This is a genomic window from Janthinobacterium sp. ROICE36 (assembly GCF_002869965.1).
Taxonomy (GTDB): Bacteria; Pseudomonadota; Gammaproteobacteria; order Burkholderiales; family Burkholderiaceae_D; genus Janthinobacterium.
On the sequence record NZ_PEBS01000018.1, the window covers coordinates 74,731 to 88,989 of the forward strand.

Sequence of the window (14,259 nt, forward strand, 5' to 3'; positions counted from 1 at the left end):
AATTGTAGCCTTTCATGAGAATAAAAGATGAGCACCTCCCCCGATCGCCCCGACAACTGCCTCGCCTCCGGCCTGCCCGCCGGAAAAATGCCGGAATTGCGCATGATGCCCGCGCCGTCCGACGCCAATGTGTACGGCGACGTCTTCGGCGGCTGGATCATGGCGCAAGTCGATATCGCCGGCTCGCTGCCGGCCACGCGGCGCGCCAACGGCCGCGTTGCCACCATCGCCGTCAATTCCTTCGTCTTCAAAAATCCCGTGTTCGTCGGCGATCTACTGTCCTTCTACGCCGAAATCGTCAAGGTTGGCAATACCTCGATCACCGTCAATGTGGAGGTGTATGCGGAGCGTAACCGCCTGCAGGCGTGCATCGTGAAAGTCACGGAAGCCACCCTGATCTATGTGGCGACCGATTCCGACCGCAAGCCGCGCAAGGTGCCGCCCATCGAGACCTTATTGTCGTCTTGATTGTCGCAATAATTCCACACGATGGATAGCCAGCGCCGCATCTTCCTGCTCAGTGCTGCGCGCATCACGACACTGGCCGCCGCTGGCAGCGTGCTGTCCGGTTCCAGCGCGAGTGCCGCCACGCGCATCAATGGCACGGGCTATCCGTTTGCGCTCGGTGTGGCGTCCGGTTCGCCCTTGCCCGACGCCGTCGTGCTGTGGACGCGCATCTGCTACGACCCGCTGCAGGCGACCGCCACGCCCGCCATCGCCCTGAACGTGCGCTGGGAAGTGGCCGACGATGAAGGTTTTAGACGCGTCGTCGCCATTGGGCAAGTCACGGCCACGCCCGCCCTTGCGCACAGCGTGCATGTGGACGTGGCGGGTCTGGCGCCCGGCCGCTGGTACTGGTATCGCTTTATGCTGGGCGACGCCGTCAGCCCCGTGGGCCGCACGCGCACGGCGCCCGCCGCCGATGCCCTGCCTGCGTCGCTGAAACTGGCCGTGGCTTCATGCCAGCACTGGGAATTCGGCGCGTATGCGGCGCACCGGCACATTGCCGCGGCCGCGCCCGACCTGGTGGCCTTCTTGGGCGACTACATCTATGAATGGGGGCCGTACCGGCTGCAGCATCCGGGTCGCGCCGTACGCACGCACGAAAGTTTCAGCCTGGACGAGTACCGCGCCCGCTATGCGCAATACAAGAGCGACCAGGACTTGCAGGGCGCGCACCTGGCCGCGTCATGGATCGTCACCTGGGATGACCATGAAGTGGCCAACGATTATGGCAATGACCGCGACGAATTGCTCACACCCACCTTTTTGCAGCGCCGCGCGGCCGCCTACCAGGCGTTTTATGAGCACATGCCGCTACGCCTGCTGCCACTGGGGCGACGGGGCTTTGTCGACATGCGCATCTATCAGCGCTACGACTGGGGCCGGCTGGCGCGCTTCCACGTGCTGGACGACCGGCAATACCGCGCCTATCACGCGTGCGCCAGACCCGGCCGCGGCGGCGCCAATTCCATCACCACGCGCAACTGCCCCGACTTGCTGAAACCACAGCGCAGCATGCTGGGCGAGGAGCAGCAACGCTGGCTGCAGGCCGGCCTCGACAACTCGCCCGCGCGCTGGAATATCCTGGCCCAGCAAACATTGATGGCGCAAGCTAGCCAAGTGCCCATCCTGCGGCCCGGCGAAGAGCGCATCTGGACCGATGGCTGGGATGGCTATCCGATGGCGCGCCAGCACCTGCTCGACGCCTTACGCAGCAGCGGCGCGCGCAACCCGCTAGTACTGTCAGGCGACGTGCACACCTTTTATGCCACGGAACTGAGCCGCAACGCCATGCGCCCCACCGGCAAGGATAATCCCGTGCTGGCCACCGAGTTTTGCGGTACCTCAATCACCTCGAGTTCACGCCCGCAGGCGCGCACGGAGCAGTACGTGGCGATGAACCCGCACATCCGCTACGGACGCAGCGACAAGCGCGGCTATATGTTGATGGAAATCACGCCTGAGAAAACCACGACCCTGTTCCAGGGTTTGGAGAATGTGCGCGACAGCGCATCCGGCATCGCGACACTGGCCAGTTTTATCGTCCAGGATGGCAAAGCCGGCCTGCAACCCGTCTAGCAAATGCTTTTCAAGGCGTCGCGGTAGCGCCGGCTGACGGGCACTTCGCCCCCCGTGGCGAGCACGGCCCGCGCATCGCCCGATTCCAGCGGCACGATGGCTTGCACGAAATCAAGATTGACGATATAGCTGCGGTGCACGCGCACAAAGCGCTTGCCGTCGAGGCGGCGCTCGATGGCGGCCATCGTCGAGCGTAGCGGATAATCGTGTGCGCGCACATGCAGGTTCACATAATTTCCCCAGGCCTGTATCCACTCGATATCGGCAGCAGGCAACAGAAAATCCTTGCCCAGCTTGCGCACCAGAAAGCGTTCCGGTTGCTGCACCGGTTCCACGGCCGGGCCTTCGTCGGGTTCACCCAGCAATGTCGCCTCGCCTTGCCAGCGCATCAGCAGCAAGCGGTAAAATCCCACCGCCAGCAAGACCAGGAAGTAAGCACGCACATCTTTCAGGTATTCATATGGCAGCTCGCGCCACCAGGCGCCGAAATCATAGTGGCTGCCCTGGGTCCAGTACGCCAGCTTGCGCAAGGCCACCATCGCCGCTACATGTACCAGGCTGTAGACGACCGAAGCGGCCAGGTGCCAGCGCAAGTTCTGACGCTGGAACACCAGGTGCAGCGGCCGGTACTGCTCCGCCAGGATAAGCACGGGCACCAGCGCCAGCAGCACAAGATTGCTGCTCCATTCCCACACGGCCACTTCCCAGAATGCCGTATCGACTCCGGTGCGCTGCAGGTCGATCCACGCCAGCCAGCTGTTCACGCTGGCCTGCATCAAGGTCAGCACGATCCAGAATCCGGGTTCGGCCACGCGGCGCCAGCGTTGATAACGTTGCAACAGGTCGGTAGAGGAAACGGCCATGGTCTCAGTGGATGAATTAGTTGCACGATTGTAACGTCCCTGAGCCGTCCCAGATCCGCTTTTTGTCCCAGCCAGCTGTCCGCTGGTCACTTGCCAGTGGCCCCTGGCCCAGGCCATGCCTATGCTGGAACTTCCTTCACCACTCGCCTCCGATCATGCACAACGATTCCCGCCGTCACGATATTGATGCCCTGCGCTTTCTCGTCTTCAGCCTGCTGATCTTCTTTCACACGGCCCTGATGTACGTGGAAGGAACGGACTTTCATATGCGCAGCAGCTATGCTACCAATGCCCTGAACATGCCGCTGGTCTTCATCAACCGCTGGCGCATGGAAATCGTTTTCATCATCTCCGGCGTTTCCTGCGCCATGATGACGCACACCTCGCGCGGCGCCTTCCTGTGGCGCCGGATCAGGCGCCTGCTGCTGCCGCTGCTGTTTGGCATGGCCGTCATCATCCCCCTCCAGCCATATTGCGAAGGTGTCAGCAAAGGGTTGGTGCAACCGGGCTATGCTCGCTTCCTCGTGCATTACTTTGGCGGCCATGCCTGGCCCGCCGGCGCATTTGCGGGCTGGCAATATGGGTTTACGTGGAATCATTTGTGGTACCTGGTGTACCTGCTGCTGTACACCATGGCACTGGTGGCGCTGCAGCCGCTGCTGGAAGTGCTGAAACCATGCTTCCAGCGCCTGCGCGGCAGGCGTTTGCTGCTCCTGCCTGCGCTGCCGACCCTGGCGGCCATGGCGCTGCTGAAGATGCGTTATCCGGAAACCCATGCGGTGGTGCGCGACTGGTATGCGCATGCCATCTATTTCACGATGTTCGTGTATGGCTGGTGCTTGGGTAGTGACAGGGCGTTATGGGCGGAACTGGCGCGCTTGCGCTGGCATACGCTGTGGCTATCCCTGGGCGCGTTTGCCGTATATCAATATTTTGACAAGATTCACTCGGAACATCTGCTGACCTGGGCCTCGTTCGGCTCCTGGCCCATGCGCAACCTGTACATGTGGCTGGCCATCTGCGCCATCCTGGGCTGGTCGCATACGCTATTGAACCGCCCCTTTGCCTGGCTGCCATGGGCCCGCCAGGCCGTCTTTCCCTGGTACATATTGCACCAAAGCGCGATCGTGCTGCTGGCCTACTGGCTGGTGCCCCTGAAGCTGGGCCCCGTGCTCGAACCGCTGCTGATACTGGCCGGCACGCTGGCAACCTGCTGGCTGGGAACGTCGCTGCTGATCAGCAAGGTCAACTGGCTGCGCCCCTGCTTCGGCCTGCCCGCCCGGCCACGGCAAACCGTGGTGGCGGACACGGCCCTGGCTGCAAACTAGGCAACCTTCTTTTCGTCGCGCAATTGACGGCGCAAGATCTTGCCGACATTGGTTTTCGGCAATTCATCGCGGAACTCGATGTATTTCGGCTTCTTGTAGGCCGTCAATTCATGCTTGCAATGCTCGCGGATCTGCTCCACCGTCAGGGTCGGATCCTTGCGCACGACAAACACTTTCACGGCTTCGCCCGCGTTGGCATCGGGCACGCCGATGCACGCGCATTCGAGCACGCCCGGGCACGCAGAGACCACCTCTTCCACCTCGTTCGGATACACGTTGAAGCCGGAAACGATGATCATGTCTTTCTTGCGGTCCACGATCTTCACATAGCCGCGCTCGTCCATGACACCCACGTCGCCCGTCTTGAAGTAACCGTCCGCCGTCATCGACTTGGCCGTTTCGTCCGGACGCTGCCAGTAGCCGGCCATCACTTGCGGGCCGCGCACGGCAATCTCGCCCGGCTCGCCCAGCGGCACTTCCGCGCCGTCGTCGTTCAAAATGGCCACTTCCGTCGACGGGAAAGGCAAGCCGATGGTGCCCGTGAATTCCGTGATATCGACACGGTTTCCCGTCACCACCGGTGATGTTTCCGACATGCCATAGCCTTCGATCAGCGGACAGCCCGTCAGTTTCAGCCAGCGTTCGGCCACATTGCGCTGCAAGGCCATGCCGCCGCCATTGCACACCTTGTAGCTGGAGAAATCGAGCTTGGCAAATTCGGCATTGTTCAGCAGCGCGTTGTACAAGGTGTTGACGGCCGGGAAAACGACGATCTTGTGCTTGCTCAATTCCTTGACGAAACCGGGAATGTCGCGCGGGTTGGGTATCAGCACGTTCAAGCCACCCAGGCGCATGCCCATCAGGGCGCTGACCGTCAGCGAATAGATGTGATACAGGGGCAAGGCGCACATGAATCCCATCGAGGTGGCGCGCATCTCAGGCGTCATCACGGGCGTCATCCACGCTTCGTTTTGCAGCACGTTGGCGATCACGTTACGGTGCAACAACATCGCGCCTTTCGACACGCCCGTCGTGCCACCCGTGTATTGCAGGAAGACGATATCGTCATGCCCCTGCTGCACGGGCTTGAGCGTCAGGTGCGCGCCTTCGGCCAGCATCTTGTTGAAACTGATGGCGCCAGGCAAGGAAAACGCAGGCACCATTTTCTTGATCTTGCGCACGACGAAATTGACGATGGCGCCCTTCAAGCCGCCCAGCAAATCGCCCATGGTGGCGACGATCACATGCTTGACCTGGGTATGCGGCAACACCTGCTCCACCGTGGTGGCGAAGTTTTCCAGCACGATGATCGCTACACTGCCCGAATCGATCAGCTGGTGCTGCAATTCACGCGGTGTGTACAGCGGGTTGACATTCACCACGGTATAGCCGGCGCGCAAAATCGCCGCCATGGCCACCGGATATTGCAGCACGTTCGGCAGCATGATCGCCACACGCGCACCTGGCTGCAAACCCTTGCTTTGCAACCAGGCCCCCATCTGCTGCGACAGCTGGTCGAGCTCGCGGTAAGTAATGAATTTATCCATGCACACGAAAGCGTTGCGGTCCGCATATTTCTGGAACGACTCTTCCAGCAAATGCGTCACGGAACGGTATTGCGTGCAATCAATCTCTGCGGGAACGCTGTCCGGGTACGACTTCAACCAAATCTTGTCCATCTCGCCTCATCTTTATCGGTAAAAGGGATGCGCCTCCAGGCGCATCCCACACTGTTTATGCTGCTATCTTCGTTTCGTCACGCAGGGCGCGACGCAAAATCTTGCCGACGTTGGTTTTCGGCAGTTCATCGCGGAACTCGATGTATTTCGGCCGCTTGTAACCGGTGAATTGTTCCTTGCAATACGCGGCCAGCACTGCCTGGGTCAGGTTCGGATCCTTGCGTACCACAAACACTTTTACGGCCTCGCCCGAATGTTCATCGGGCACGCCCACGCAAGCGCACTCAAGCACGCCCGGATGGGCCGCGATGACGGCTTCGACTTCGTTCGGATATACATTGAAGCCGGAGACGAGAATCATGTCTTTCTTGCGGTCGACGATCTTCACGTAACCGCGTTCATCCATGATGCCCACGTCGCCCGATTTAAAGTAGCCGTCGGGGGTCATGACCTTGGCGGTCTCGTCGGGACGGTTCCAGTAGCCCGTCATCACTTGCGGGCCGCGGATGGCGATCTCGCCCGTCTGGCCCAGCGGCACTTCCTTGCCGTCATCGTCGAGAATCGCGATCTCGGTCGATGGAATCGGCAAGCCGATGGTGCCGGAAAACGCCGTGCTGTCGGCGCGGTTACACGTGGCGACAGGCGACGTTTCCGACAGGCCATAACCCTCGATGATGGACACGCCCGTCGCTTGCAGCCATTTGTCATTGACGGCTTGCTGCACCGCCATGCCGCCGCCATTGGCGATCTTCAAGCCCGAGAAGTCGAGCTTGGCAAAGTCGGGGTGATTCACCAGCGCGTTATACAGCGTATTGACCGCTGGCAACAGGTTGAATTTGTACTTGCCCAGTTCCTTGATCAGGCCCGGAATATCGCGCGGATTCGGGATCAGGATATTCAGGGCGCCCACGCGCGTGCCCCACATCGCGCACGCCGTCAGGGCAAAGATATGGTACAGCGGCAAGGCGCAGACGATGATGAGCTGCTCGCGGCTGTTCTGATCGAGTGCCGCGCCCGACCACGCTTCGCTTTGCAGCACATTGGCGATCACGTTGCGGTGGCTCAAGGTCGCGCCTTTCGACACGCCCGTGGTGCCACCCGTATATTGCAGGAAGGCGGCGTCGTGGATGCTCAGCTCGACGGGCGTGAGTTTCATGCGGCTGCCCAGCGCCATCGCCTGCTTGAAACGCATGGCGTTCGGCAGGGAATACGCGGGCACCATCTTCTTGACGTTGCGCACGACAAAATTGACGATCATGCCTTTCAAGCCACCCAGCATTTCACCCATGCTGGCGACGATGATGTGCTTGACGGCCGTCTTGCTCAACACTTGCTCGACCGTATGGGCAAAGTTTTCCAGCACGATGATCGCTTCGCTGCCCGAATCATTGAGCTGGTGCTCGAGTTCGCGCGGCGTGTACAGCGGATTGACGTTGACCACCGTGTAGCCGGCGCGCAAGACGGCAGCAATCGCCACCGGATACTGCAGCACATTCGGCATCATCAAGGCGACTCTGGCCCCTTTTTTCATGCCACGGCTTTGCAGCCAGGCACCCAGCTGGCGCGAATAGGTGTCAAGTTCGGCATAGGTGAGAAATTTGTCCATGCAGACATAGGCATTGCGGTCTGCATATTTTTGAAACGCTTCTTCCAGCAAATGCACCAGCGAACGATATTGATCAGGATCGATGTCGGCAGGAACGCCGGGAGGATACGACTTCAGCCAAATTTTTTCCATCCTGTGCCTCTTGTCTCGAATAATCGTGGGGGAGCCGGCGCAGCCTGCCGGCGCGGATCATTGCTGCGGATTCTGTCGTCCTGCAGTCAGTTTGAGCATTCTGACGAGCAATTGCTCTATGCTACTAACGCGATGCTATCGGGCGCCGCGCTTCCATGCAAGCGCTTTCAACAGTATTCGAGCGGCAACTCTAGGGGCTTTTTGTGCTGCAGTGCAGCATGACAAATACACTGTTGCAGGATCGTTTGCCCTGACGTGCGGGACAATTTTTACGGGTCAGGGGCTGGACAATTGTTCCAGCGCACGCCTGCGCTCAGGCTTCTTGATCTGAGACATTGTGTGCACTGCAGCATAAAAAGCACGAAAGTTCTTTTTTTCTTCCAGCAATTTTTTGAAGGCAGGCAAAAATTCATTGTAGGTAGACACGGAAGCCAGGTGCGCATTGCTCAATGGCTGCTCGAACCAGCGGTCATAAGCGGCAAAACCACCCCAGTGTTGCTTCAGCACCTGATACGCGTCTTGCAGTGCCGCAAACACCTGCGCCTTGCGCGCGCGCTTGTCCGCATCGCTGGCGTCACTGGCATACACGGCCTCCAGCTCCTCACGAAATTTCAGCAGCAAGGCCAGAAAATCCTGGCGCCGCGCCGTATATTGGGCGTAGGCCCCGCGCATGGCGTCATTGCCCTCGCGTGCCAGCCAGCGCCGCACGCCCGCCTCTTCCACGGCAACGGCAAACGACTCGTTGAAAGCCGAATCGCCGGGCACATACACCACCTGGTGCGCCAGTTCATGGAAGATCAGGCGCGCCAGTTCCGCATCGTTGTAATTGATAAAGGTCGACAGCAGGGGATCGTCGAACCAGCCCAGAGTGGAATACGCGGGCACGCCGCCCACCTGCACGTCGTAATGCTGGGCGCGCAACTCCTCGGCATACGCGAGCGCCTCTTCCTTGCTGTAATAGCCGCGATAGCTGACGCAGCCGGCGATGGGAAAACACCATTGCAGCGGCTGCAGCGACAATTCCGGCGTGGCCACCACGTTCCACAGCACAAACGGGCGCCGCAGGGCGGCATAATTCTTGTAGCTGCCATTGTCGGGCAAGTCCAGCTCGCTGACGGCAAAGCGGCGAATTTGCTGCGCCTTGGTCAGGCGCACTTTCAGGCGCGGCTCGGTGGCCGGGTCGTCGAGCCAGTCACCGATGGGGCGCGCGCCGGACCACAAGGCATATTGTCCCTGCGCCGCCTGCGTGTAGTAGCGCAGCTGCGTGCAGCCGCCCAGCAGCAAGCACACCGTGCCGACAAGCAAGCAGGCGGGCCAGCGCGGCATGTCAGGCAACCTTTTCCACTTCGACCAGCGTGTCGTAGAAGGTGGGGGCGCGGCCCATGTCCGTCAGGCGCTGGCTGGTCACTTCATTGGCGTTCTTGCCATCGCTGGCCAGCTTCTTCCACCATACGGACAAGCCTACCACCAGCCCACGCCGCGCCTTGTCCGTCAACCTGGCCTTGGCCACAAACGAGCCGCGGTCGTTGAAGATGCGCACCATGTCGCCGGCCACGATGCCGCGCGCGGCGCCATCGTCGGGATGAATATCGAGGTGCGGCTCGCCTTCGGCCGCGCGCAGGCTTTTCACGTTGACGAACGTGGAATTGAGGAAATTGCGCGCCGGTGGAGAAATCATGGCCAGCGGATAGCGCGCTGCCAGCGCGGGATTGCTGGCCAGCGATTCGTGCGGTGCAATATACGTCGGCAAGGGATCGAGTCCCGCCTGCGCCATGGCGCTGGAATAAAACTCGCATTTTCCTGACGGTGTGGGAAAACCGCCGGCGGCGAACGGTGCCTCGGGCATGGCCAGCTTTTGCCAGCCCCTGCGTTTCAGCGATTCCCAGTCGAAATGCACAGCGCGCGCATCCGTGGCATCAAATGCCTTGGCCGCCAGCGCATCATCGCTTTCTTGAAAGCACGGGTCATCAAAGCCCATGTACTGCGCCAACAGGCGGAAGATTTCCGTATTTGCCTTCGCTTCGCCCAGCGGTGCCACGGCCGCATTGTTCGCCATCATGTACAGGTGACCGTAGGTGGAATGCGCATCGACATGCTCGAGCTGCGTGGTGGCGGGCAACACGATATCGGCGTAATCGACGGTATCGGTCTGGAAGTGCTCGAGCACGACCGTAAACAAATCTTCGCGGCCAAAGCCCTGCGCCACTTTCGAGGAATCGGGTGCCACGGCCAGGGGATTCGAGTTGTAGACGATCACGGCCTCGACTTGCGGGCCGAACTCGGCCGAGCTTGCTTTTAATAAATCGTCGCCGATAGTGCTCATGTTGATGGTGCGCGGCGTGCCTTTGAGCAGATCAGGGCGCTGCAGGGCCTTGCGGTTGACGGGAAAAGAGCCTGAGCTCGACAGCTGCATGCCGCCCGCTGGATGGCGCCAGGCGCCCGTCAGGGCCGGCAGGCAGGCGATATTGCGCACGGCCATGCCCCCGCCATGCACGCGCTGCACGCCGTAGTTGGTACGGATGGCGGCGCCCTCGCCAGAGCGGCACGCTTGGCCGTACAGGCGCGCCAGTTCCACCACTTCCGTGGCCGTGATGCCGCACACCTCCGCCACGCGTTCGGGCGGCCATTCCAGCGCACGCTGTTTCAGGGCATCGTAGCCTACAGTGTAGCGTTCGATGTAGTCATGATCGAGCATATCTTCCACAATCAAGACATGCATCAAGCCCAGCGCCAGGGCCGCATCGGTGCCCGGCAGCAAGGCGACGTGCTGATGGCATTTTTCGGCCGTCAGCGAACGATACGGGTCGATGGCGATCAAGGTCGCGCCGTTGCGCTTGGCCTCTTGCGCCCGCATCCAGAAGTGCAGATTCGAGGCGATCGGATTGCCGCCCCAGATGATGATCAATTTCGCGTTCTGGAATTGCTCCAGATCCGTGCCAATGCTGGCGCCTACCGTGTAGCGGTAGCCGGTGGCGCCGGCCGAGGCGCAAATGGTGCGGTCCAGCAAGGAAGCACCGAGTTGGTTGAAGAAACGCGACGACATCGATTCGCCCTGTACCAGGCCCATGGTGCCGCAGTAGCTGTACGGCAAGATCGCCTGCGGATCGCGCGCGGCGATCGGTTTCAAGCGGGCGGCGATGGTCTGCAATGCGTCTTCCCAGCTGATGCGCTCAAACTTGCCTTCCCCCTTCTTGCCCACGCGACGCAGCGGATGCAGCAGCCTGTCCGCATGATAGGTGCGCTCCGTGAAGCGCGACACCTTGGTGCACAGCACGCCAGCCGTGGTCGGGTGGTCGGGATCGCCCTTGACGTTGGTTGCCACGCCATCGGTCACGGTGACCAGCAAGGCGCAGGTATCGGGGCAGTCGAGCGGGCAGGCGGCGCGCACTTGGGTGGTGGTCATGGGGCAATCCAAAAACGTTGGGGGAAGGCGATACTGTAAACCATTCCGCGCGCTTGCTGTTGGCGCAATGGCAAGCTGGTCCGTGCGCTGGATTTACCCTGCAAACAAGGGCTACAATGCATTATTAGCCGCGCCTGTTTTTGATCAAACAGCCACGATCCGGCGCGCCATACATGCCGCGCGCCAGCATCCACAGGAGATTCCGATGAAATTAGTTGATCCCATCTTGGCATTTCAGTCCGAGCTGCAAGGTATCCGCCGCGACCTGCACGCGCATCCCGAGCTATGCTATGAAGAACAGCGTACCTCGGACGTGATCGCCGCCAAACTGACACAATGGGGCATTCCCGTGGTACGCGGTCTGGGTCGCACCGGCGTGGTCGGCATCATCCAGAATGGCACCTCAACGCGTGCCATCGGCTTGCGCGCCGACATGGATGCCTTGCCGATGCAGGAAATGAATACCTTCGAGCATGCTTCACGCCACCCAGGCAAGATGCACGCCTGCGGTCACGACGGCCACACGACGATGCTGCTCGGTGCGGCCCATTACCTGGCGCAGCACCGCCATTTCGACGGTACCGTGTATCTGGTCTTCCAGCCGGCCGAAGAAGGCGGCGCCGGTGCGCGCGAAATGATCGAAGACGGCTTGTTTAGCAAGTTTCCCATGGATGCCATCTACGGCATGCACAACTGGCCAGGCGTTGAAACAGGCACCCTGAGCGTGGTGGAAGGGCCAATGATGGCCTCCAGCAATGAATTCCACGTCACGGTCAAGGGCAAGGGTGCCCACGCGGCCCAGCCCCACAAGGGCATCGACCCGGTGATGGTGGCCGTACAAATCGCGCAAAGCTGGCAAACCGTCATCACGCGCAACAAGAGCCCGCTCGACACGGCCGTGCTGTCGATCACGCAAATCCATGCGGGCAGCGCTACCAATGTGATCCCCGATGATGCCAGCCTGGTCGGCACCGTGCGCACCTTCACCACACCCGTGCTGGACCTGATTGAAGAGCGCATGCGCGAGATCGCCGTGCATACGGCCGCCGCCTTTGGCGCGGAAGTCGACTTCCACTTCAAGCGCAACTATCCGCCGCTGGTCAACCACGCGAAGGAAACAGCGTTTGCCGTCGAAGTGATGAAAAGCGTGGTGGGCGCCGACAAGGTCAACGCGAATGTCGAACCGACCATGGGCGCTGAAGATTTTGCCTTTTTCCTGCAAGAAAAAGCCGGCTGCTACATCTTCATCGGCAATGGCGATGGCGAGCACCGCGACGGCGGCCATGGCCTGGGACCGTGCGTCTTGCACAATGGCAGCTACGACTTCAACGACCATCTGCTGCCCATCGGCGCCAGTTTCTGGGTCAAGCTGGCCGAAGCGAGCCTGCCCATCGCTTGAATCAGCTCAGCTTATCCGGGCCATCACCGAGGCGCTGGCCCGGATTCAATGCTTCCAGGGCCAGCAAGGCCGCCGCATGGTCCGCCGTCGGGTACGTTTCGGCGAGACTTTCATAGCGCTGCGTTACCAGTTGCGTCACCGGCAAGGTGACGTGTGCTGCCTTGGCCGCTGCAAGGATGTTGTGCATATCCTTGATCTGGCTTTTCACCTGTCCACCGGCAACAAAATTGCGTTCCAGCATGCGCTGGCCATGCACATCCAAAATCTTGCTCTCAGCAAAACCGCCACGGATGGCCGCCCGTACGGCGGCTGCATCGGCGCCGGCCGCCTGTGCCAGCAACAGCGCTTCGGCCACGATGGTCAAGGTGGCACCGACGATCAGCTGATTGCACAGCTTGGCCACCTGTCCGCTGCCTGACGGGCCTACCAGGGTCGGACGGCCCATGGCCGCCAGAATCGCCTCAACCCGCGCGTAATCGCTGGTGCTGGCGCCGACCATGATGGCCAAGGTGCCCGCCTGCGCCCCGCCGACGCCACCCGACACAGGCGCATCGATGAAGGCATGGCCTGCCGCGTGCAAGCTGGCATGAAATTGTTGGGCCTCTGATTGCTTGGTGGAACTCATATCGATCCATAACGCAGCCGCTGGCAAGGCCGGCAGTGCCTCTTGCAGCACCTGCGCCACAATGGGACCGGCTTCCAGCATCGAGATGACCAGGTCCGCACCATTGACCGCCTCAGCCACGGAAAAAGCCGGCTGTGCCCCTGCCGCACGCAGGACTTGGGCCTTGCTGTGCGTGCGATTCCAAATTGTGACAGAATATCCAGCGCGTAGCAGGCACCGGACCATCGGATCCCCCATCAGACCGATACCGAGAAATGCGATTTTTGTAGAGAATGTCAATTGAACCCCTGAGATCAACAAGTGGCGAGAGCGGCATGCAAAGCAAGGTGCCTGTACAACAATAGCCTATCGGCCAATTTTACGATGAAAGCCTCTATGTTCTTCAAGAAGAATCTCCTCAAATCCATCGCCGCCGTTGCCGCCTTGGCCGCGATGCAATCGGTACTCGCAGCGGACGGCAAACTGATTGATTCCGCCTACGCCGAATACGCAAATGGCACCAGCACACAAATGATACGTGTGGGTGCCACTTCGGACTGGGATAAAGCCTGGTTCAAATCCAATGGCACGCAATTGAGCGGTTACTGGGATGCCAGCTTTGGCGCATGGCGCGGAGATCGCTACCGCAACGTTCCTGGCGCAACACAAAGTCTGGTTGATATCGGTTTCACGCCGGTGTTCCGCTTTGAAAATATCAGCAAGAAAGGTTTGTATGCCGAAGGCGGCATTGGCGTGCACATGCTGTCGAAACTGTATGACAATGACGACTACCGCCTGTCAACACACTTCCAGTTCGGCGACCATGTCGGTATAGGCTATGTCTTCGACAATAATTGGGAAGTCGCTGCCAAGATCCAGCATTTCTCGAACGGTGGTTACAAAAAGCCCAATACAGGCGTTAACTTCCTGAACCTGAAAGTGGCGTACCATTTCTGATGGAGTGGCACAGATGAAAAGGCAGCGCGCAGCGCTGCTTTTTTTGAGGGTGTAAATAATTTTGTGTAAACGGTCATTTGGCAGGACACTGCCGCCACCAAGGAGAAACAATGACCGTTGTAAAGCGTAACAAGCGGGCCAAGCCCGACCCGGAACTGCTCAAACTGGCCGACAGCTTGCTGGCCAACTACCAGAAGCCCGAGGAT

At 60.3% G+C, this 14,259-nt stretch carries 11 protein-coding genes; 5 read left to right on the forward strand and 6 right to left on the reverse strand.

The genetic code is table 11. From position 1 onward, the window contains the following. Positions 1-102 precede the first annotated feature (102 nt). A complete protein-coding gene (locus tag CSZ94_RS10065; RefSeq protein ID WP_010401930.1) occupies positions 103-468 on the forward strand; it encodes an acyl-CoA thioesterase in 366 nt (121 codons plus the stop codon). Between the two features lie 21 nt (positions 469-489). After that, the gene (locus tag CSZ94_RS10070; protein ID WP_102121364.1) at positions 490-2,082 is read left to right on the forward strand and encodes an alkaline phosphatase D family protein; all 1,593 of its coding nucleotides are present in this window, start codon (positions 490-492) and stop codon (positions 2,080-2,082) included. On the opposite strand, the gene CSZ94_RS10075 is transcribed toward CSZ94_RS10070, so the two are convergent. Next, on the reverse strand, positions 2,079-2,945 hold the full coding sequence (locus CSZ94_RS10075) for a LytTR family DNA-binding domain-containing protein (protein WP_102121365.1): 867 nt from the start codon (positions 2,943-2,945) through the stop codon (positions 2,079-2,081). The genes CSZ94_RS10070 and CSZ94_RS10075 overlap by 4 nt on opposite strands. 155 nt (positions 2,946-3,100) lie before the next feature. Between CSZ94_RS10075 and CSZ94_RS10080 the strand changes: the two genes are divergently transcribed. Beyond that, positions 3,101-4,273, forward strand: coding sequence for an acyltransferase family protein (locus CSZ94_RS10080; RefSeq protein WP_102121366.1), 1,173 nt, complete (start codon positions 3,101-3,103; stop codon positions 4,271-4,273). Here CSZ94_RS10080 and CSZ94_RS10085 read toward each other — a convergent pair. From CSZ94_RS10085 to CSZ94_RS10100, 4 genes are all read right to left on the reverse strand, one after another. Next, positions 4,270-5,952: a long-chain-fatty-acid--CoA ligase gene (locus tag CSZ94_RS10085; protein WP_102121367.1), complete on the reverse strand. Its 1,683-nt coding sequence runs from the start codon at positions 5,950-5,952 to the stop codon at positions 4,270-4,272. The two genes, CSZ94_RS10080 and CSZ94_RS10085, sit on opposite strands and share 4 nt — an antisense overlap. A gap of 55 nt (positions 5,953-6,007) precedes the next feature. Further along, positions 6,008-7,690 (reverse strand): long-chain fatty acid--CoA ligase, encoded by a 1,683-nt coding sequence (locus tag CSZ94_RS10090; protein ID WP_102121368.1) that lies wholly within the window; start codon positions 7,688-7,690, stop codon positions 6,008-6,010. Between the two features lie 276 nt (positions 7,691-7,966). Further along, positions 7,967-9,016, reverse strand: a complete 1,050-nt coding sequence (locus CSZ94_RS10095) for an aminopeptidase (RefSeq protein WP_102121369.1) — start codon at positions 9,014-9,016, stop codon at positions 7,967-7,969. 1 nt (position 9,017) lies between these two features. Next, on the reverse strand, positions 9,018-11,093 hold the full coding sequence (locus CSZ94_RS10100) for a molybdopterin-containing oxidoreductase family protein (RefSeq protein ID WP_102121370.1): 2,076 nt from the start codon (positions 11,091-11,093) through the stop codon (positions 9,018-9,020). A 205-nt stretch (positions 11,094-11,298) separates the two neighbouring features. Here CSZ94_RS10100 and CSZ94_RS10105 point away from each other — a divergent pair, with 205 nt between their 5' ends. Then, a complete protein-coding gene (locus CSZ94_RS10105; RefSeq protein ID WP_102121371.1) occupies positions 11,299-12,492 on the forward strand; it encodes a M20 aminoacylase family protein in 1,194 nt (397 codons plus the stop codon). A gap of 1 nt (position 12,493) precedes the next feature. Here the strand turns inward: CSZ94_RS10105 and CSZ94_RS10110 are convergent, their stop codons facing one another. Then, positions 12,494-13,396: an NAD(P)-dependent oxidoreductase gene (locus CSZ94_RS10110; RefSeq protein WP_374703572.1), complete on the reverse strand. Its 903-nt coding sequence runs from the start codon at positions 13,394-13,396 to the stop codon at positions 12,494-12,496. Positions 13,397-13,492: 96 nt separating this feature from the next. Between CSZ94_RS10110 and CSZ94_RS10115 the strand changes: the two genes are divergently transcribed. Then, on the forward strand, positions 13,493-14,053 hold the full coding sequence (locus CSZ94_RS10115) for an acyloxyacyl hydrolase (RefSeq protein ID WP_102121373.1): 561 nt from the start codon (positions 13,493-13,495) through the stop codon (positions 14,051-14,053). The last annotated feature ends 206 nt before the right edge of the window (positions 14,054-14,259 follow it).

Coding starts and splice junctions, on each gene's coding strand:
- CSZ94_RS10065 (WP_010401930.1), top strand. CDS start 103: ATGATGCCCGCGCCGTCCGACGCCAATGTGTACGGCGACGTCTTCGGC.
- CSZ94_RS10070 (WP_102121364.1), top strand. CDS start 490: ATGGATAGCCAGCGCCGCATCTTCCTGCTCAGTGCTGCGCGCATCACG.
- CSZ94_RS10075 (WP_102121365.1), bottom strand. CDS start 2,945: ATGGCCGTTTCCTCTACCGACCTGTTGCAACGTTATCAACGCTGGCGC.
- CSZ94_RS10080 (WP_102121366.1), top strand. CDS start 3,101: ATGCACAACGATTCCCGCCGTCACGATATTGATGCCCTGCGCTTTCTC.
- CSZ94_RS10085 (WP_102121367.1), bottom strand. CDS start 5,952: ATGGACAAGATTTGGTTGAAGTCGTACCCGGACAGCGTTCCCGCAGAG.
- CSZ94_RS10090 (WP_102121368.1), bottom strand. CDS start 7,690: ATGGAAAAAATTTGGCTGAAGTCGTATCCTCCCGGCGTTCCTGCCGAC.
- CSZ94_RS10095 (WP_102121369.1), bottom strand. CDS start 9,016: ATGCCGCGCTGGCCCGCCTGCTTGCTTGTCGGCACGGTGTGCTTGCTG.
- CSZ94_RS10100 (WP_102121370.1), bottom strand. CDS start 11,093: ATGACCACCACCCAAGTGCGCGCCGCCTGCCCGCTCGACTGCCCCGAT.
- CSZ94_RS10105 (WP_102121371.1), top strand. CDS start 11,299: ATGAAATTAGTTGATCCCATCTTGGCATTTCAGTCCGAGCTGCAAGGT.
- CSZ94_RS10115 (WP_102121373.1), top strand. CDS start 13,493: ATGTTCTTCAAGAAGAATCTCCTCAAATCCATCGCCGCCGTTGCCGCC.